General features: G+C 71.7%; 17 protein-coding genes and 1 pseudogene. 8 read left to right on the top strand and 10 right to left on the bottom strand.

All coding sequences use genetic code 11. The features are described from left to right. Window positions 1–181 precede the first annotated feature (181 nt). From VN520_RS02425 to VN520_RS02415, 3 genes are read left to right on the top strand one after another with little or no spacing between them, the layout of a single operon-like run. Window positions 182–946, top strand: a complete 765-nt coding sequence (locus VN520_RS02425; RefSeq protein WP_325745149.1) for an SDR family oxidoreductase — start codon at window positions 182–184, stop codon at window positions 944–946. Further along, window positions 943–2,610 (top strand): AMP-binding protein, encoded by a 1,668-nt coding sequence (locus VN520_RS02420; protein WP_325745148.1) that lies wholly within the window; start codon window positions 943–945, stop codon window positions 2,608–2,610. Before VN520_RS02425 ends, VN520_RS02420 begins: the two co-directional genes overlap by 4 nt. 38 nt (window positions 2,611–2,648) lie before the next feature. Beyond that, window positions 2,649–3,242, top strand: a complete 594-nt coding sequence (locus VN520_RS02415; protein WP_325745147.1) for a TetR/AcrR family transcriptional regulator — start codon at window positions 2,649–2,651, stop codon at window positions 3,240–3,242. Between the two features lie 18 nt (window positions 3,243–3,260). Here VN520_RS02415 and VN520_RS02410 read toward each other — a convergent pair whose 3' ends face one another. After that, window positions 3,261–3,881 carry a DUF642 domain-containing protein gene (locus VN520_RS02410; protein WP_325745146.1) on the bottom strand — a complete coding sequence of 207 codons (621 nt, stop codon included), beginning with the start codon at window positions 3,879–3,881 and terminating at the stop codon, window positions 3,261–3,263. Window positions 3,882–4,320: 439 nt separating this feature from the next. On the opposite strand from VN520_RS02410, the gene VN520_RS02405 reads away from it, so the two are divergent. Then, window positions 4,321–5,628 carry a M28 family peptidase gene (locus VN520_RS02405; protein WP_325745145.1) on the top strand — a complete coding sequence of 436 codons (1,308 nt, stop codon included), beginning with the start codon at window positions 4,321–4,323 and terminating at the stop codon, window positions 5,626–5,628. A 42-nt stretch (window positions 5,629–5,670) separates the two neighbouring features. Here VN520_RS02405 and VN520_RS02400 read toward each other — a convergent pair whose 3' ends face one another. Both VN520_RS02400 and VN520_RS02395 read right to left on the bottom strand, forming a co-directional pair. Continuing rightward, entirely contained in the window at window positions 5,671–6,885 is a 1,215-nt protein-coding gene (locus VN520_RS02400; RefSeq protein ID WP_325745144.1) for an acyl-CoA dehydrogenase family protein, read from the bottom strand. Window positions 6,886–6,892: 7 nt separating this feature from the next. Further along, a complete protein-coding gene (locus VN520_RS02395; RefSeq protein ID WP_325745143.1) occupies window positions 6,893–7,915 on the bottom strand; it encodes a phosphotransferase family protein in 1,023 nt (340 codons plus the stop codon). 178 nt (window positions 7,916–8,093) lie between these two features. On the opposite strand from VN520_RS02395, the pseudogene VN520_RS02390 reads away from it, so the two are divergent. Then, window positions 8,094–8,723: pseudogene (locus VN520_RS02390) on the top strand (zinc-binding dehydrogenase). Between the two features lie 14 nt (window positions 8,724–8,737). Here VN520_RS02390 and VN520_RS02385 read toward each other — a convergent pair. From VN520_RS02385 to VN520_RS02370, 4 genes are read right to left on the bottom strand one after another with little or no spacing between them, the layout of a single operon-like run. Then, on the bottom strand, window positions 8,738–9,049 hold the full coding sequence (locus tag VN520_RS02385; protein WP_325745142.1) for a DUF202 domain-containing protein: 312 nt from the start codon (window positions 9,047–9,049) through the stop codon (window positions 8,738–8,740). After that, window positions 9,046–9,441 (bottom strand): YidH family protein, encoded by a 396-nt coding sequence (locus VN520_RS02380; RefSeq protein WP_325745141.1) that lies wholly within the window; start codon window positions 9,439–9,441, stop codon window positions 9,046–9,048. Before VN520_RS02380 ends, VN520_RS02385 begins: the two co-directional genes overlap by 4 nt. Then, window positions 9,438–9,968: an NUDIX domain-containing protein gene (locus VN520_RS02375; protein WP_325745140.1), complete on the bottom strand. Its 531-nt coding sequence runs from the start codon at window positions 9,966–9,968 to the stop codon at window positions 9,438–9,440. The genes VN520_RS02380 and VN520_RS02375 overlap by 4 nt, the downstream gene beginning before the upstream one ends. Continuing rightward, window positions 9,955–10,872 (bottom strand): DMT family transporter, encoded by a 918-nt coding sequence (locus VN520_RS02370; protein WP_325745139.1) that lies wholly within the window; start codon window positions 10,870–10,872, stop codon window positions 9,955–9,957. Before VN520_RS02370 ends, VN520_RS02375 begins: the two co-directional genes overlap by 14 nt. A 154-nt stretch (window positions 10,873–11,026) precedes the next feature. Here VN520_RS02370 and VN520_RS02365 point away from each other — a divergent pair, with 154 nt between their 5' ends. Continuing rightward, entirely contained in the window at window positions 11,027–12,682 is a 1,656-nt protein-coding gene (locus VN520_RS02365) for an FAD-binding dehydrogenase (protein ID WP_325745138.1), read from the top strand. 66 nt (window positions 12,683–12,748) lie between these two features. Here the strand turns inward: VN520_RS02365 and VN520_RS02360 are convergent, their stop codons facing one another. From VN520_RS02360 to VN520_RS02350, 3 genes are all read right to left on the bottom strand, one after another. Next, window positions 12,749–13,174 carry an ASCH domain-containing protein gene (locus VN520_RS02360; protein WP_325745137.1) on the bottom strand — a complete coding sequence of 142 codons (426 nt, stop codon included), beginning with the start codon at window positions 13,172–13,174 and terminating at the stop codon, window positions 12,749–12,751. Between the two features lie 261 nt (window positions 13,175–13,435). Next, a complete protein-coding gene (locus VN520_RS02355; RefSeq protein WP_325745136.1) occupies window positions 13,436–14,833 on the bottom strand; it encodes a gluconate:H+ symporter in 1,398 nt (465 codons plus the stop codon). 11 nt (window positions 14,834–14,844) lie between these two features. Further along, entirely contained in the window at window positions 14,845–15,354 is a 510-nt protein-coding gene (locus tag VN520_RS02350) for a gluconokinase (protein WP_325745135.1), read from the bottom strand. 145 nt (window positions 15,355–15,499) lie between these two features. Here VN520_RS02350 and VN520_RS02345 point away from each other — a divergent pair, with 145 nt between their 5' ends. Then, window positions 15,500–16,201: a FadR/GntR family transcriptional regulator gene (locus VN520_RS02345; RefSeq protein WP_325745134.1), complete on the top strand. Its 702-nt coding sequence runs from the start codon at window positions 15,500–15,502 to the stop codon at window positions 16,199–16,201. 76 nt (window positions 16,202–16,277) lie between these two features. Continuing rightward, window positions 16,278–17,333: S-(hydroxymethyl)mycothiol dehydrogenase (locus tag VN520_RS02340; protein WP_325745133.1), on the top strand; the 1,056-nt coding region annotated here is incomplete at its 3' end.

Below are 17,333 nucleotides of genomic sequence, written 5' to 3'. Positions count from 1 at the left end.
AGGGTCATCGCGCTACCTCCATGATCGCGCCGACAGTCATGGCCACGCACGCTAGCGCGGGTGCGGGCCGCACGGAACGGCCACGACTGGGCAGTTTCCCAGTCCTGCCCCGAACCCCCTTCCCCGATCACATACCGACTGGTTAGTCTGCCGGAGAAGACGGCTGAGAGAGGCGGGACCGATGAGCACGGTGCAGGGCGCTGGCGTAGTGGTGACGGGGGCCGGAGGAGGCATCGGGGCCGCCCTCGCCCGCAGATTCGCCGCGGAGGGCGCGCGGGTCGTCGTCAACGACCTCGACGCCGGCCGGATCGAGCCGCTCGCCGAGGAGATCGGCGCCGCCGTCGTGGCCGGTGACGCCTCAGGCATCGTGGACGCCGCGCGTGACGCGCTCGACGGCACGGTGGACGTCTACTGCGCCAACGCCGGCCTCGCCTCGGGCGGTGACGCCTTCGCCGAGGAGGACGTCTGGGCCAGGGCCTGGGACGTCAACGTGATGGCGCACGTCCGCGCGGCGAAGGCACTGCTGCCGGACTGGCTGGAGCGCGGCAGCGGCCGTTTCGTCTCCACCGCCTCGGCGGCCGGACTGCTGACGATGATCGGCGCGGCCCCGTACAGCGTGACCAAGCACGGCGCCGTCGCCTTCGCCGAGTGGCTCTCGCTGACCTACCGGCACCGTGGCGTCAAGGTCCACACGATCTGCCCCCAGGGCGTGCGCACGGACATGCTCACGGCGTCCGGCTCCGCGGGCGACCTCGTGCTCGCGCCCACCGCGATCGAACCGGAGGCCGTCGCCGACGCCCTGTTCGACGCGATGGAGCAGGACCGTTTCCTGGTCCTGCCGCACCCCGAGGTGGCCGGCTACTACAGCGCCCGCGCCAAGGACCCCGACAAGTGGCTCGGCAACATGAACCGCCTGCAGCAGAAGTGGGAGGAGGCCGGCGCATGACCGACTCGATCTACGCGGCGAAGCCCTGGACCGCTCTGCTCAGCGAGGCCCAGCTCGCCCCCGTCCATCCGGCCGAGACCATGGTGCACGCCTTCCGCGCCGCCGTCGGGCGGGCCCCGGACCACACCGCGCTCGCCTACTTCGACGGACGCCTCAGCTACCGCGAGACGGACGAACTGTCCGACTCCGTGGCGGGACACCTCGCCGCCGAGGGACTGCGGCGCGGCGACCGGGTCGCGATCATGCTGCAGAACACCCCGCACTTCGTCCTCGCGCTGCTCGGCGCCTGGAAGGCCGGAGCGACCGTCGTCCCGCTCAACCCGATGTACAAGTCCGGCGAGGTCGGCCACGTGCTGAAGGACGCGGAGGTGACCGCGCTCATCTGCTCCGACCGGGCCTGGGAGTCCTGTCTGCGGGCCACCGCCGAGGCGGCCCCGAGCGTGACGATCGCCGTCACGGCCTGCGAGCTCGACCTCCAGTCGGCCGACGACCCGCGCGTGCTCGGCTTCGAGCGGCTGCCCGCTCCCGGCGCCGACGACTGGGCCTGCGACCTGGTGGCCGTGGCCCGCAAGGGCCTCACCGCCCCCGGCGGCCGGGAGCTCACCGCCGCCGACACCGCCTTGATCAGTTACACCTCCGGGACGAGCGGCACTCCCAAGGGGGCCATGAACTCCCAGGGCAACATCATGATCAACGCCGAGCGCCAGCGGGCCGGCCACCCCATCGACGAGGGCTCGGCCTACTTCGCACTCGCCCCGCTCTTCCACATCACCGGCATGGTGTGCCAGCTCGCCGCCTGCGTCGCCAACGCGGGCACCCTGGTCCTCGCCTACCGCTTCGAGGCGAGCGTCGTCCTGGAAGCCTTCGCCGAGCACCGCCCCGCCTACACCGTGGGCCCGTCGACCGCCTTCATGGCGCTCGCCGCCCACCCGGAGGCCACCCGGGAGCACTTCGCCTCCTTCGAGGTGATCTCCTCCGGTGGCGCGCCGCTGCCGCCCGCGCTGGTCGAGAAGTTCCGCGACGGCTTCGGTCCGTACATCCGCAACGGCTACGGACTCACCGAGTGCACCGCGCCCTGCGCCTCGGTGCCGCCGGAGCACGAGGCGCCGGTCGACCCCGTCTCCGGGACCCTGTCCGTCGGCGTCCCCGGGCCGGACACCGTGGTCCGGATCATCGACGAGAAGGGCGACGACGTCCCCTTCGGCGAGCAGGGCGAGATCGCCGTGCGCGGGCCGCAGGTCGTCTCCGGTTACTGGAATCTGCCCGAGGCCACCGAGGCCGCCTTCCCGGACGGGGAACTGCGCACCGGGGACATCGGCTTCATGGACGCGGCGGGCTGGCTGTACGTCGTGGACCGCAAGAAGGACATGATCAACGCCTCCGGCTTCAAGGTCTGGCCCCGGGAGGTCGAGGACGTCCTCCACACCCATCCGGCGGTCCGCGAGGCGGCCGTCGTGGGCGTTCCCGACGCCTACCGGGGAGAGACCGTCCGCGCCTATGTCAGCCTGCGGCCGGGCGCCGGGGCGGAGCCGGGTGAGCTCAGCGCGTACTGCAAGGAGCGGCTGGCCGCCTACAAGTACCCGCGTGAGGTGGAGATCCTGACCGAACTGCCGAAGACCGCGAGTGGGAAGATCCTCAGGCGGGAACTGCGTTCCCCCCGTTAGAACAGTTCACGCGCGGTACGAGAGGGCAGGTGGCGGCAATGGCCAAGGCGACGGAAGGGAACGGTACGCCCGTCCCCCAGAGGCTGCTGGCCGCCGCCACCCGGCTCTTCGCGGAGCGCGGCTACGACCGCACCTCCGTACAGGAGATCGTCGAGGCGGCGGGCGTCACCAAAGGGGCGCTCTACCACTACTTCGGCTCCAAGGAGGACCTCCTCCAGGAGGTCTACGCCCGGGTGCTGCGGCTCCAGCAGGAGCGGCTCGACGCCTTCGCGGACGCCGAGGCGCCGGTCGAGCAGCGACTGCGCGACGCGGCGGCGGACGTCGTCGTCACGACCATCGAGAACCTCGACGACGCCTCGATCTTCTTCCGCTCCATGCACCACCTGAGCCCGGAGAAGAACAAGCAGGTGCGCATCGAGCGGCGGCGTTACCACGAGCGCTTCCGGGCACTGGTCGAGGAGGGCCAGCGGGCCGGGGTGTTCTCCTCGGCGACCCCGGCCGACCTGGTGGTCGACTACCACTTCGGCTCGGTCCACCACCTGTCCACGTGGTACAGCCCGGAAGGCCCGCTCAGCCAGCAGGAGGTCGCCGGCCATCTGGCGGACCTGCTGCTGCGGGCCCTGCGGCCCTGAGGGCGGCGGGCCGCCGGTTCAGGGGAGCGGCGGGCAGAGCACCAGCAGGCAGCTCTGCACCCGGACGTCGTCGATGACCGGGCCCCCGGGGCCGGGGACGGTGCTGGCGAAGGTGAGGGTGACGGAGTTCTTCAGCAGGCTGGTGAAGACGGCTGTCTGCCGGGTGTATCCCATGTCCCGGAAACCGCGGCCCGTGATGTCGAAGCCGAACGTCTTCACGGGGACGCCGTCGACCCTGAGCTCACCCGTCTTCAGGGCGGGCGCCCACGCCGGGTTGCCGGCCAGCTCGAAGCTGACGACGTACGAGGTCAGCGGGTGCGTCGGTATCGTCTGCGAGACGCTGCCGGACGTACTGCCGTTGAGGTCCAGCGACTGGCTGCCCTCGGCGGCGTCCCACAGGCGGTCGGAGGTCAGGTCGACGCTGTGACCGCCGACCGCCCACGGGCCCATGGGCTGCCCGCCGGGGTAGGTGGTGAAGGGGGAGGGGGCCGGCACGAGGGGTGTCTCGAAGCTCCCGCCGATGTCCGCCCCGGTGGTGTGCGTCGTGTCGTGCGTGCGGGCCGAAGCGGCGGCGGAGGGGGCGGTCAGCAGGAGGACCGCGGCGGACAGGGCGGCGGCGGACAGGCGGAGCGGACGCATGGAGGGCCTCTCGGTCGATGCGACGCCAGGGGCGGGGCTCCGGACCGGGAACCCATGGGGAGTGTGCGGCCTCCGGTCCGTCCGGCCAAGGGGCCCGGCCGCAGCGCGCGAAACGTACTGAGCAGGCAGAACGCCCCGAACGAGCGCCCCCGGCGCGTGGCCGGCCGCGGTGCGCTCCGGCACACGCGGTAGCCGGCTCCTGGGCCCGAAGCCCTTGAACGGCTGCGTCCTGAGCGCGGGCAGCCGGCTCCGCGGCCCTCGGCCCTCTGTCCGGTGAGCGAACACGCCTGTCCGGATTCCACCCTTGACGGTACTCCGTCACCTGGCCGAGCATCGGGGGCGCACTTCCAGCCCCACCGCTCCAGGCCCAGGGCCGTGCACGGCCCTCGGAACCCCCGCACGTTCCGTCAGTCCCCGAACGGAATCCGGAGCCTCCTCGATGAGACCTGTCCGACGCAGATTCCTGCCCGCCGCCGTGCTCGCCCTCGCGGCCCTGTCGGCGACCGCCGCACCGGCCGTCCAGGCGGCGCCCGTGACCGTCGCCGCCGCCCCCGACATCCCGCTCGCCGGCGTCAAGGCGCACCTCACCCGGTTCCAGTCGATCGCCACCGCCAACGGCGGCAACCGGGCGCACGGCAGGGCCGGTTACAAGGCGTCCATCGACTACGTCAAGGCCGAGCTGGACGCGGCCGGTTACACCACCGCACTCCAGCAGTTCACCTCCGGCGGCGCCACCGGGTACAACCTGATCGCCGACTGGCCGGGCGGCGACCCGGACCAGGTCCTCATGGCCGGCTCCCACCTCGACTCGGTGGCCTCCGGCGCGGGCATCAACGACAACGGCTCAGGATCGGCCGCCGTCCTGGAGACGGCCCTCGCGGTCTCCCGCGCGCGGCTCGCCCCCGACAAGCACCTGCGCTTCGCCTGGTGGGGCGCCGAGGAACTGGGCATCGTCGGCTCGAAGTACTACGTCAACTCCCTGGGCACGGCCGGGCGTTCCAAGATCGCCGGGTACCTCAACTTCGACATGATCGGCTCGCCCAACGCCGGTTACTTCGTCTACGACGACGACCCGGTCATCGAGCAGACCTTCAAGGACTACTTCGCGGGCCTGTCGGTGCCCACCGAGATCGAGACCGAAGGCGACGGCCGCTCCGACCACGCCCCCTTCAAGAGCGCGGGCGTGCCCGTCGGGGGCCTGTTCACCGGGGCGAGCAGCACCAAGTCCAGCGCCCAGGCCCAGAAGTGGGGCGGCACGGCGGGCCAGTCCTTCGACCGCTGCTACCACTCCTCGTGCGACACCACCGCCAACATCAACGACACGGCCCTGGACCGCAACAGCGACGCGATCGCCCACGCCGTCTGGACCCTGTCCGAAGGGGCGGTCACTCCGCCGCCCGGAACCGTCTTCGGCAACGCCGCCGATGTCTCCGTGCCCGACAACGGCGCCGCGGTGACCTCGTCGGTCCCGGTCACCGGCCGTACGGGCAACGCCCCGGCCGCGCTGAAGGTGGACGTCGACATCAAGCACACCTACCGCGGCGACCTCGTCGTGGACCTGCTCGCCCCCGACGGCACCGCCTACCGCCTGAAGAACTCCAGCAGCAGCGACTCCGCGGACAACGTGAGCGCGACGTACACGGTCAACGCGTCCGCCGAGTCCGCCAACGGCACCTGGAAGCTCCAGGTGCGGGACGTCGCCGCGCAGGACACCGGCTACATCGACAGCTGGCAGCTCACCTTCTGACCCGCCGGGGAGGCGGCCGCCGGACGCCTCCCCGCAACGGGTTCAGAGGTACTTCTTGATCTCCCGCCGTGCCAGCGACCGCTGGTGCACCTCGTCCGGCCCGTCCGCCAGCCGCAGTGTCCGCGCCGACGCCCACAGCTCGGCCAGCGGGAAGTCCTGGCTGACACCGCCGGCACCGTACAGCTGCACCGCCTGGTCGAGGATGCCGACGACCGCGCGCGGGGTCGCGATCTTGATCGACTGGATCTCGGTGTGCGCGCCCCGGTTGCCCACCGTGTCCATCAGCCAGGCGGTCTTCAGCACCAGCAGCCGCAGCTGCTCCACCGTCACCCGGGCGTCCGCGATCCAGTTCTGCACGACGCCCTGCTGGGCCAGCGGCTTGCCGAAGGCCGTACGGGCCACGGCCCGCCTGCACATCAGCTCGATCGCACGCTCCGCCATCCCGATCAGCCGCATGCAGTGGTGGATCCGGCCCGGACCCAGCCGCGCCTGCGCGATGGCGAAGCCACCGCCCTCCTCGCCGACCAGACCGGCGGCGGGCACGCGTACGTCGGTGAAGACGACCTCGGCGTGGCCGCCGTGTGAGTGGTCCTCGTAGCCGTACACCTGCATCGCGCGGCGCACCTCCACGCCGGGGGTGTCACGCGGGACGAGGATCATGGACTGCTGGCGGCGGATGTCCTCACCGCCCGGGTCCGTCTTGCCCATCACGATGAAGACCGCGCAGTCCGGGTTCATCGCCCCGGAGATGTACCACTTGCGTCCGTTGATGACGTAGGAGTCGCCGTCCTTCGTGATCCGGGTCTCGATGTTCGTCGCGTCCGACGAGGCCACCTCGGGCTCCGTCATCGCGAAGGCCGAGCGGATCTCCCCGGCGAGCAGCGGCTCCAGCCACTGCTTCTTCTGCTCCTTCGACCCGAACTGCGAGAGCACCTCCATGTTCCCGGTGTCCGGGGCCGCGCAGTTCAGCGCGGTCGGCGCCAGGTGCGGGCTGCGGCCGGTGATCTCGGCCAGCGGGGCGTACTGCAGGTTCGTCAGCCCGGCGCCGTACTCCGCGTCGGGGAGGAAGAGGTTCCACAGCCCCTGCCTGCGTGCCTTGGCCTTGAGGTCCTCCACGACCTGCGGGGTGTCCCACGGGGACGCCAGCCGCGCGCGCTGCTCCTCGGCGACCGCCTCGGCGGGGTACACGTGCTCGTCCATGAACGTGAGCAGCCTGGTGCGCAGCTCTTCGGTACGGGCGTCGAATGCGAAGTCCACGGGGTGATCAGCCTTCCTGGAGGGTGGTGAGGCCGTGCGAGATGAAGACGGGGACCAGGTCGCCGATGCGGTCGAAGCCGGCGCCGACGGTCTGGCCCAGGGTGTAGCGGTAGTGGATGCCCTCGAGGATCACGGCGAGCTTGAACCACGCGAAGGCCGTGTACCAGGAGATGGCGGAGGTGTCACGGCCGGAGCGGGCGGCGTAACGCTCGATCAGCTCGGCGGGGCGGGGGTGGCCCGGGGCGCCGCTGGTCGTGGAGACGGGGGACTCGGGCAGGTTCAGGTCGGAGCTGTACATCACGAGCAGACCGAGGTCCGTGAGCGGGTCGCCGAGGGTGGACATCTCCCAGTCCAGGACCGCCTTGATCCGGTCGTCCTCGCCGATCAGCACGTTGTCCAGCCGGTAGTCACCGTGCACGACGGTGGGCGCGGGGGAGACGGGGAGTTCCCGGCCGAGCGCGGCGTGCAGCTCGTCGATGCCGGCGAGCTCACGGTTGCGGGAGGCGTCCAGCTGCTTGCCCCAGCGCCGCAGCTGCCGGTCCAGGAAGCCGTCAGGGCGCCCGAAGTCACCGAGGCCGGCCGCCGCGGGATCCACGGCGTGCAGGTCCACCAGCGTGTCCACGAGCCCCAGGACGACGGCCCGGGTGCGCTCCGCGCCGAGCGGGGCGAGCTGCTCGGCGGTGCGGTACGGGGTCCCCTCGACGTACTCCATGACGTAGAAGGGCGAGCCGATGACGGATTCGTCCTCGCAGAGCAGGAGCGTCTTCGGCACCGGGACCGCCGTGGAGTGCAGGGCGCTGATCACCCGGTGCTCGCGCTTCATGTCGTGCGCGGTGGCGAGCACATGGCCCAGCGGAGGTCTGCGCACGACCCACTGCCCGGAGCCGTCGGTGACGATGTAGGTGAGGTTCGAGCGGCCGCCCTCGATGACCCGGGCGTCGAGCGGTCCGTTCACCAGCCCCGGCCGCTCACGGTCGAGATGGCCGCGCAGCAGGTCGAGATCGAGACCTGGCGGGTGGACTGGGCTCATGGGGCGCACCTCCGGGGCGGTTGAACGGTCGGCACCATGATGCCGACCAGTCGGTATGTCGTCTAGTGTCCCTCCGGAATCCACGCAGTGATCTCGGGCTCCCCACGGCCGGAGCCCTGAGCCGAGGGGACCGGGGCCCTGAGTTGCGGGGCCCGGGGCCCGCCCCGATCGTCGGAGGATGAAGGCGATCAGCTACAGCAGGTACGGCTCGGCCGACGTACTGGAGTACGGCGAGCGTCCCGACCCGAAGGCCGGACCGGACCCGGTCCTGGTGAAGGTGCGGGCCGCCGCCGTGAACCCCGTCGACCGGAAGGCCCGCGAAGGCTGTCTCCGGGCGGGGCTGGAGGCCGTGTTCCCCGTCGTCCGGCTCGCCCGGCACGCGGGCTGCCGGGTCGTCGGTACGGCCGGGCCCCACAACCACGACTACGTACGCCGGCTGGGCGGCGAACCCGTGGAGCACGGCGACGGACTGGCCGCCCGGCTCCGGGCCCTCGTCCCCGACGGCTTCGACGCGGCGTTCGACACCGTCGGCGGGGAAGCGCTCCGCGTCTCCGCCGAGACCCTCGCACCCTAAGGCCGCCTCGCCTCCATCGCCGACGGCGAGGTCTTCTCCTACGGCGGGCGCTACGCCTTCGTGCGGCCCGACGCCGCCGATCTCGCGCACCTCGCCGCACTCGCCGAGCAGGGCACCGTCTCCGTGCACGTGGACCGGGTCTTCCCCCTGGAACAGGCCGCGGACGCCTACCGGCTCAACCAGGAGGGGCGCACCCGGGGCAAGATCGTCGTCACCGTGGACCAGGAGGACTGAGGCCCCGCAGCCGGTCAGAACAGTGTGGCGGCGGCGAACACCGCGAGCGCGACCGTGCACGCGGCCGCCGTCAGCGCGTGGCGGGGGGACAGCGGGACCGGCCGGGCGGCCCCCATGCCCGTCACCCGGCGGTGGGCCACGCAGAGGAAGCCCAGCCAGGCCAGCAGGCTCAGGGCCACCGCGAGCGCCCCGGCCGGGGCCGTCCCGCCGTGCAGTGCCTGCCGGACCGCCAGCAGTGCCACCACCGTGCACGCCAGGGTGGTGCGGCGCCAGGCCAGCCGGGTCCGCTCGGGCTGGAGGCCGGGATCGCGCTCCGCGGTGGTCACCGGCCCTCCCAGCCGAAGAGGACCACCACCACCATCGCGACCGCCACCACGGCGACCACGAGGCTGATCAGCGCGGGGAAGCGGGAGGCCGGCAGATCCTCCCCACGCCGCATCGCACGCTCGCACCGCACCCAGTGGTCGACCGCCCGCAGCGCGCAGAGCACCCCGGCCGCGAGCAGCCCGAGAGCCAGACCGGCGCGGACGCCCCAGGCCAGCCCCGGCAGGAACTGGTCGACGGCGAAACCGCCGCCGATGAGCGCGAGAGCCGTCCGGATCCAGGCCAGGAAGGTGCGCTCGTTGGCGAGGGAGAAGCGGTAGTCGGGAGTGTCGCCCTCCTCGCGTATCCGCTCCGGGGCGAACCACAGCCGCAGCCCCCGCACGAAATCGCTCACGCGGACGCCCCCGTGACGTCGCCGGCCCGGAAGGCCCGCAGACGGTGGTACGCCTCCAGCCCGTCCGGCACCCATGTCCACTTGTCCAGGCGCCCTTCCAGCTCCGCGTCCGTCAGGAAGGTGTGCCGGTCGACCTCCTCGGCCTGCGGCCGCACGGGCAGCTCGCAGCGCACCTCGTACACGTACGACCACCAGCTGTGCTGCGGCGACTCGTAGAGGTACTTGAAGAGCGGGACCGGGCGGGGGAGACCGGAGACCCCCAGCTCCTCCTCGGCCTCCCGCAGCGCCGCCTCGTCGTACGACTCGCCCGCGCCCACCACCCCGCCGACGAACATGTCGTAGTGCGAGGGGAAGACCAGCTTCGTGGCCGTCCTGCGGTGCACGAAGACCCGGCCCGCCGCGTCCCTGGCCTCGATGAAGACGCAGCGGTGGCGCAGGCCGCGCGCGGTCGCCTCACCACGGGGCGCCTGCCCCACGACCACGTCGTTCTCGTCGACAATGTCCAGGATCTCGTCAGCCGGAGTCATGGGGCCCATCCAACATCAACCGGTCGGCGGCCGTGGACCCGTGCCGCTCCTTCCCCTCCGGCATCGCCGGGTGCAGCCCCAGCAGCACGATCCCGGCCACGATCGCCGCCAGCCCCACGGCCTGCCAGGCCAGGGCGCCCGTGTCGGTGCGCACCTGGTCGCCGAGGAACCCGATCCCGCAGACGATGCCCGCCAGCGGCTGCGCGGCGGTCAGCGCGGGCAGGGACATCCGCAGCGGCCCCGCCTCGAAGGCACTCTGGACCAGGAGCAGCCCGGTCACGCCCAGGGCGAGGACGGCGTAGGGCTGCCAGGTGGTCATCAGTGCCGCCCAGCCGTCGCCGGCCAGCCGCTCCCCGCTGAGCCTGGTCAGGGCGTCCTGCAGTCCGTAGAGCAGCCCCGCCGCCAGGCCGAGCAGGACCGGGGTGACCCGGGTCCGCGGGTGCCTGGCACAGGCGGTCAGGACCACGGCGGGCCCCGCCACCACACCGATCACCAGCCACTGCCGCAGGGGATCCGTCACCGCCTCACCTCCACGGGGCTCGCCGGCCAGCAGGAACGCCGTGACGCCGCCCGCCAGCAGACAGAGACCTCCCCAGCCCTGCCGGCCCAGGCGCTGGCCCGTGCGGTGGCGCGAGAGCGCCATCGCGAACAGGAGGTTGGTCGCCAGGAGCGGCTCCACGACGGACACCTCGCCCTGGCCGAGCGCCAGGGCCCCGAGGGCCATGCCGCAGACCATCAGGCCGAGTCCGGCCAGCCAGCTCGGGACCCGCACCAGGTCGAGCAGCAGCCGGGGCGAGAGGAAATCGCTCAGAGGCGCACGGCGGGCGGCGTCCTGCTGGAGGACGAATCCGAAGCCCAGGCAGCAGGCGGCGCCCACGGACAGCAGCAGTACCAGCACCGACACGGTCCGACGATAGCCCGGCGGCCGCGCCGCACCGGTGAGGGCGCCGCCGACCGGACGGTTGACGTGGGCGCGGCCGGTACCGAAGATCTGACCCACAAGTAACTTCGCCCGCCCCGCCCGCCGCTGCCGCGCACCGCCCCGAAGGATGGAACCCATGGCGTACGACGCTGATGTGATCGTGATCGGGGCAGGACTCGCGGGGCTGGTGGCGACCGCCGAGCTCGTCGACGCGGGCCGCACGGTGATCCTCCTGGACCAGGAACCCGAGCAGTCCGTCGGCGGCCAGGCGCACTGGTCCTTCGGCGGGCTCTTCCTCGTCGACTCGCCCGAGCAGCGCCGGATGCGGATCAAGGACAGCCACGACCTGGCCCTCCAGGACTGGTACGGCACGGCGGGCTTCGACCGGGAGGAGGACCACTGGCCGAGGCGGTGGGCCGAGGCGTACGTCGACTTCGCGGCCGGGGAGAAGCGGTCCTGGCTGCACGCCCAGGGACTGCGGCTCTTCCCCGTCGTCGGCTGGGCCGAGCGCGGCGGCTACGACGCGAACGGCCACGGCAACTCCGTCCCCCGCTTCCACATCACCTGGGGCACCGGCCCCGGCGTCGTCGCCCCTTTCGAGCGGCGGGTCCGCGCAGGCATGGCGAGGGGGCTCGTCCGGGCGTGCTTCCGTCACCGGGTGACCGGTCTGGCGCGCTCGGCCGGAGCGGTCGACACGGTGACCGGCGAGATCCTGGAGGAGAGCGGCGCCGAGCGGGGCGCCGCGAGCAGCCGCGAGGTCACGGGCGCCTTCGAGCTCAGGGCGCAGGCCGTCATCGTCACCTCCGGGGGCATCGGGGGCAACCACGACCTCGTGCGCTCCCAGTGGCCCGAGCGGCTGGGCACACCGCCGGAGAAGATGCTCTCCGGGGTGCCCGCCCACGTCGACGGACTGATGCTGGGCATCACCGAGAAGGCGGGCGCCCGTCACATCAACCGCGACCGCATGTGGCACTACACCGAGGGCATCGAGAACTGGAACCCGGTCTGGGACAAGCACGGCATCCGGATCCTGCCCGGCCCGTCCTCCCTCTGGCTGGACGCCCGCGGCAAGCGGCTGCCGGTCCCGCTCTTCCCGGGCTTCGACACGCTGGGCACCCTCGAACACATCATGAAGTCCGGTCACGGCTACACCTGGTTCGTCCTCGACCGGAAGATCATCGGCAAGGAGTTCGCACTCTCCGGATCCGAGCAGAACCCGGACCTGACGGGGAAGTCGGTGCGCGAGGTGATCGGCAGGGCGCGGGCCGACGTCCCCGGGCCCGTGAAGGCGTTCATGGACAAGGGCGTGGACTTCGTGGTGGAGAAGGACCTCGGCGCGCTCGTGCGGGGCATGAACGCACTCACCGGTGAAGCGCTCATCGACGAGGACGCCCTGCGCCGCGAGATAACGGCCCGCGACCGTGAGATCGCCAACCCCTTCACCAAGGACCTCCAGATCACGGCGGTCAACGGCGCCCGCGCCTATCTGGGCGACAGGCTGATCCGCACGGCGAAGCCGCACCGCATCCTCGACCCGGCCGCGGGACCGCTCATCGCCGTACGGCTGAACATCCTGACCCGCAAGTCCCTCGGAGGGCTGGAGACCGACCTGTCCTCCCGCGTCCTGGCCGAGGACGGCAGCCCGCTGCCCGGGGTGTACGCGGCGGGGGAGGCGGCGGGCTTCGGCGGCGGCGGGGTCCACGGCTACCGCTCCCTGGAGGGCACGTTCCTGGGGGGCTGCATCTTCTCGGGCCGGACGGCGGGCCGTGCGGCGGCGAAGGCGACCGGCTGAAGACACCGTACGGCCGCCGGCCACGGACAGCCGCGCCCGGGAGACCCCGCGCGCCCGCCGGGCCTGTCACGGCAGCCGCTCCACCACCCGGAAGCGCTCCGCCACGATCATCGTGCCGTCGTCCACGGTGAACGACGGGTCGCCCAGGGCCTCCCGCATCTCCTCGCTGTGCCAGAACGCCTCGTGCCCCGCCCGCCACTCCGCCACGGACGTGTAGCCCTCACCTTCGTCGACCGCGTACTGCAGCCCCACCGACCCCAGCGGCAGCACCCGTACCTCCGTCAGTTCCACGACCGCGACCTCCCGGCCGCCCGGGTCGACGAGCGCGGACCGCTCGCCCACGGGCGGGAGTTCCTCGCCCTCCGCCTCGTACTCCGCGAGCAGTCCGGAGGTGAGGACCTTCTCGCCCGACAGGACGGCCGCCACCAGCCGGTCGCGCAGCGGTCCGGGAAAGGCGAGAAGGAAGGGCTTGAGGGGCTCGGAGGTCTCCATGGCCGCAGTGTGGCACGCGTCACTCCCCCCTCGCCCGCCCCCTCCGCAGGCGCCTCGCGAGCTGCGTGAGGGTTTCGGTTCGCGGCCGGCCGGGCGGCGGGTGACCGCAGCCGGGCCCCGGCCGGCCGTGACGGGAAGCGGTCTTCCCGCCGGAGAGGGGGGCGGGGGACACGGCCGTTCCGTGTCGCCTCCCGCGCACACAGCAGAACACCCGCGGTCCCCGATGACGGGGGCCGCGGGTGTGCTCCTGCAGCCGGCCGGCTACAACACCAGCGACAACAGCAGGATGAAGGCCAGTGAGACGACGGAGATGATCGTCTCCATCACCGACCAGGTCTTGATCGTCTGCGGGACGTCCATGCCGAAGTACTCCTTCACCAGCCAGAACCCCGCGTCGTTCACGTGGCTGAAGAAGAGCGAGCCCGCGCCCACCGCGAGGACGAGCAGCGCGACGTGCGAGGTCGACAGGTCGGCGGCGAGGGGGGCGACCAGACCGGCCGCCGAGATGGTGGCCACCGTAGCCGAGCCCGTCGCCAGCCGGATCGCGACGGCGATCAGCCAGCCGAGCAGCAGGGCGGGGATCGACCAGTTCTCGGAGAACTCCAGGATCATCTGGCCGACACCGGCGTCGATGAGGGTCTGCTTGAACCCGCCGCCGGCACCCACGATCAGGAGGATGCCCGCGATCGGGGCGAGCGACTTCTCGACGGTGCCGGAGAGACGGCCCTTGGTGAAGCCGGCCGCACGGCCCAGGGTGAACATGCCGACGATCACGGCGGCGAGAAGAGCGATCAGCGGTGAGCCGATGACATCGGTGACCCGCTGCACGTGGTTCTCGGGGTTGTCCACCACGATGTCGACGAGCGCCTTGACCAGCATCAGCACGACGGGAAGCATGATCGTCGCCAGGGTCGCGCCGAAGCCGGGGCGGCGGTCCAGGTCCTCGGACGGGCGCTGCGGGATCATCTTCTCCGGCGCCTGGATGTCCACCCAGCGGGCGGCGTAACGGGAGAAGACCGGACCCGCGATGATCACGGTCGGGATGGCGACCAGCACACCGAGGGCCAGCGTGATGCCCAGGTTGGCGTCGAGGGCGTCGATCGCCGCCAGCGGGCCGGGGTGCGGGGGGATCAGCCCGTGCATCACGGAGAGACCGGCCAGCGCGGGGACACCGATCCGCATCAGGGAGTAGTTGCCGCGCTTGGCGACCAGCAGCACCACCGGGATCATCAGCACGATCCCGACCTCGAAGAACAGCGGAAGGCCGATGATCGAGGCGATGAGGACCATCGCCCAGGGCATCGCCCGTCCGCTCGCCTTCGCGAGGATGGTGTCGACGATCTGGTCGGCGCCGCCGGAATCGGCGAGCAGCTTGCCGAGGATGGCGCCGAGGGCGATGAGGACACCGACACCCGCGACGGTGGAACCGAGGCCCGCGGTGAAGCTTTCGATCGTCTTCGCCGGGTTGGCCCCGGCGAACGACCCGAGGGCGAGCGAGCCGATGGTCAACGCGAGGAACGCGTGCATCTTGAGCTTGGTGATGAGCAGGACGATGACGGCGATGCCCGCCAGGACGGCGATGCCCAGCTGTGCGTTGCCGGCCGAAGTGATGGGTTCGACGGCGTCCGCTGCCAGCATCTCGACGCTGAGACTGGTCACGGTGGTGTTCCTTAGTTCGCGAGCCGGCGCAGCGCGGCGACGGCCCGGTCGGTGATTTCCTCAGGGGTGCCGGACACGTCCACGGCGACGCCCGCTTCGTCCTCCTGCAGCGGCTGCAGGGTCGCGAACTGGGAGTCGAGCAGCGCGGTCGGCATGAAGTGGCCCTTGCGGTCCGCCATGCGGCGCTCGATGAGAGCGCGGTCGCCGGTCAGGTGCAGGAAGACGGCGCCGGGGGCCCCGTCCCGCAGCCGGTCGCGGTAGACGCGCTTGAGAGCCGAGCTGCTGACGACGCCGCCGAGTCCGGCCCGGCCGTGTGCCCACTGCCCGATCGCGTCCAGCCAGGGCCAGCGGTCGTCGTCGTCCAGGGGTGTGCCGGCGGACATCTTGGCGATGTTGGCCGGCGGGTGGAAGTCGTCGCCCTCGGCGTAGGGGACGCCCAGGGCGTCGGCGAGCAGAGGGCCGATCGTGGTCTTGCCGGTCCCTGCTACGCCCATCACCACGACGACGTGGGGGGTGCTCATTGGTGCCTCGCTGTCTTCTTCGACATCGGTCCGTCGACATCGGGCCGTGGCGCTACTGAAACCCATTACATACGACTTATTCAAGTGGCTGTGACATAAACGTCGTACTTTTTGTTCCGACGGGCCGCCCCGTAGGCTTGTGGGCATGACCACATCTGCCCAGGGGCTCCATACGCATGTGCTGGACGCCCTGGGCCTGGAGATCGCGGCGGGCGACTGCCCGCCCGGCCTGGTCCTGCGCACCGATGAGCTCGCCCAGCGCTTCGACGTGTCCCGCACGGTCGTACGCGAAGTGATCCGCGTCCTGGAGTCCATGCACCTGGTCGAGTCCCGGCGCCGGGTCGGGGTGACCGTGCGGCCCACCGAGGAGTGGAACGTCTACGACCCCCAGGTCATCCGCTGGCGGCTCGCCGGCTCCGACCGGCCCCGGCAGCTGCGCTCCCTCACCGTGCTGCGGTCCGCCGTCGAACCCGTCGCCGCGGGTCTCGCGGCCCGGCACGCCACCGCCGAGCAGTGCGCCGCACTCACCGAATGCGCCCTCGGCATGGTCGCCACCTCGCGGGGCCAGCAGCTGGAGGGCTACCTCCGGCACGACATCGCCTTCCACCGCATCGTGCTCAACGCCTCCGGCAACGAGATGTTCGCACGCCTCGGCGACGTCGTCGCGGAGGTCCTCGCCGGCCGCACCCACCACCAGGTGATGTTCGAGGACCCCGATCCCGCCGCCGTCACGCTCCACGTCCGGCTCGCCGAAGCCGTACGTGAGGGGGACGCCGAGGGGGCCGAACGGCTGACCAAGGAGATCGCGGTCGGTGCGCTGCACGAACTGGATGTACTCGCCCCCTGAGCGGCCTTGCGCCCGGGTACGGTGGGCGGGTTCGATCTTCGGGCCGACGGGGCAATACAGGATGGGAGACCACAGCATGGCGCAGCAGGTACAAGGGGTCATCGCACCGGGGAAGAACGAGCCGGTGCGGGTCGAGACGATCCTGGTGCCGGACCCCGGCCCCGGTGAGGCCGTGGTGAAGATCCAGGCGTGCGGCGTCTGCCACACCGACCTGCACTACAAGCAGGGGGGCATCAACGACGACTTCCCGTTCCTGCTCGGCCACGAGGCCGCAGGTGTCGTGGAGTCCGTCGGCGAAGGCGTCACCGATGTGGAGCCGGGCGACTTCGTCGTCCTCAACTGGCGTGCGGTGTGCGGCCAGTGCCGTGCCTGTCTGCGCGGCCGCCCCTGGTACTGCTTCGACACCCACAACGCGAAGCAGAAGATGACCCTCCTGGACGGCACCGAGCTCTCCCCGGCGCTCGGCATCGGCGCCTTCGCGGAGAAGACCCTCGTCGCCGCCGGCCAGTGCACCAAGGTCGACCCCGAGGTCTCCCCGGCCGTCGCCGGACTGCTCGGCTGCGGCGTCATGGCGGGCATCGGCGCAGCCATCAACACCGGCCAGGTCGGCCGCGGCGACTCCGTCGCCGTCATCGGCTGCGGCGGCGTCGGTGACGCGGCGATCGCCGGAGCCCGGCTCGCCGGAGCGGCGAAGATCATCGCGGTCGACATCGACGACCGCAAGCTGGAGACGGCGAAGAAGATGGGCGCCACCCACACCGTCAACTCCCGCTCCGGCGACCCCGTCGAGGCGATCCGCGCCCTGACCGGCGGCAACGGCGCCGACGTCGTGATCGAGGCGGTCGGCCGCCCGGAGACCTACAAGCAGGCCTTCTACGCCCGCGATCTCGCCGGCACCGTCGTCCTCGTCGGCGTCCCCACCCCCGAGATGCAGCTCGAACTCCCGCTCCTCGACGTGTTCGGACGCGGCGGATCGCTCAAGTCCTCCTGGTACGGCGACTGCCTGCCCTCGCGTGACTTCCCGATGCTCATCGACCTGCACCAGCAGGGACGTCTGGACCTGGGCGCCTTCGTCACCGAGACCATCCAGCTCGGCGAGATCGAGCAGGCCTTCGCCCGGATGCACGACGGT

The sequence above is a fragment of the Streptomyces sp. genome (assembly GCF_035563135.1).
Taxonomy (GTDB): domain Bacteria; phylum Actinomycetota; class Actinomycetes; order Streptomycetales; family Streptomycetaceae; genus Streptomyces.
This window is presented reverse-complemented; position numbering and strand designations above follow the sequence as displayed.

Coding starts and splice junctions, on each gene's coding strand:
- VN520_RS02425 (WP_325745149.1), top strand. CDS start 182: ATGAGCACGGTGCAGGGCGCTGGCGTAGTGGTGACGGGGGCCGGAGGA.
- VN520_RS02420 (WP_325745148.1), top strand. CDS start 943: ATGACCGACTCGATCTACGCGGCGAAGCCCTGGACCGCTCTGCTCAGC.
- VN520_RS02415 (WP_325745147.1), top strand. CDS start 2,649: ATGGCCAAGGCGACGGAAGGGAACGGTACGCCCGTCCCCCAGAGGCTG.
- VN520_RS02410 (WP_325745146.1), bottom strand. CDS start 3,881: ATGCGTCCGCTCCGCCTGTCCGCCGCCGCCCTGTCCGCCGCGGTCCTC.
- VN520_RS02405 (WP_325745145.1), top strand. CDS start 4,321: ATGAGACCTGTCCGACGCAGATTCCTGCCCGCCGCCGTGCTCGCCCTC.
- VN520_RS02395 (WP_325745143.1), bottom strand. CDS start 7,915: ATGAGCCCAGTCCACCCGCCAGGTCTCGATCTCGACCTGCTGCGCGGC.
- VN520_RS02375 (WP_325745140.1), bottom strand. CDS start 9,968: ATGACTCCGGCTGACGAGATCCTGGACATTGTCGACGAGAACGACGTG.
- VN520_RS02365 (WP_325745138.1), top strand. CDS start 11,027: ATGGCGTACGACGCTGATGTGATCGTGATCGGGGCAGGACTCGCGGGG.
- VN520_RS02360 (WP_325745137.1), bottom strand. CDS start 13,174: ATGGAGACCTCCGAGCCCCTCAAGCCCTTCCTTCTCGCCTTTCCCGGA.
- VN520_RS02350 (WP_325745135.1), bottom strand. CDS start 15,354: ATGAGCACCCCCCACGTCGTCGTGGTGATGGGCGTAGCAGGGACCGGC.
- VN520_RS02345 (WP_325745134.1), top strand. CDS start 15,500: ATGACCACATCTGCCCAGGGGCTCCATACGCATGTGCTGGACGCCCTG.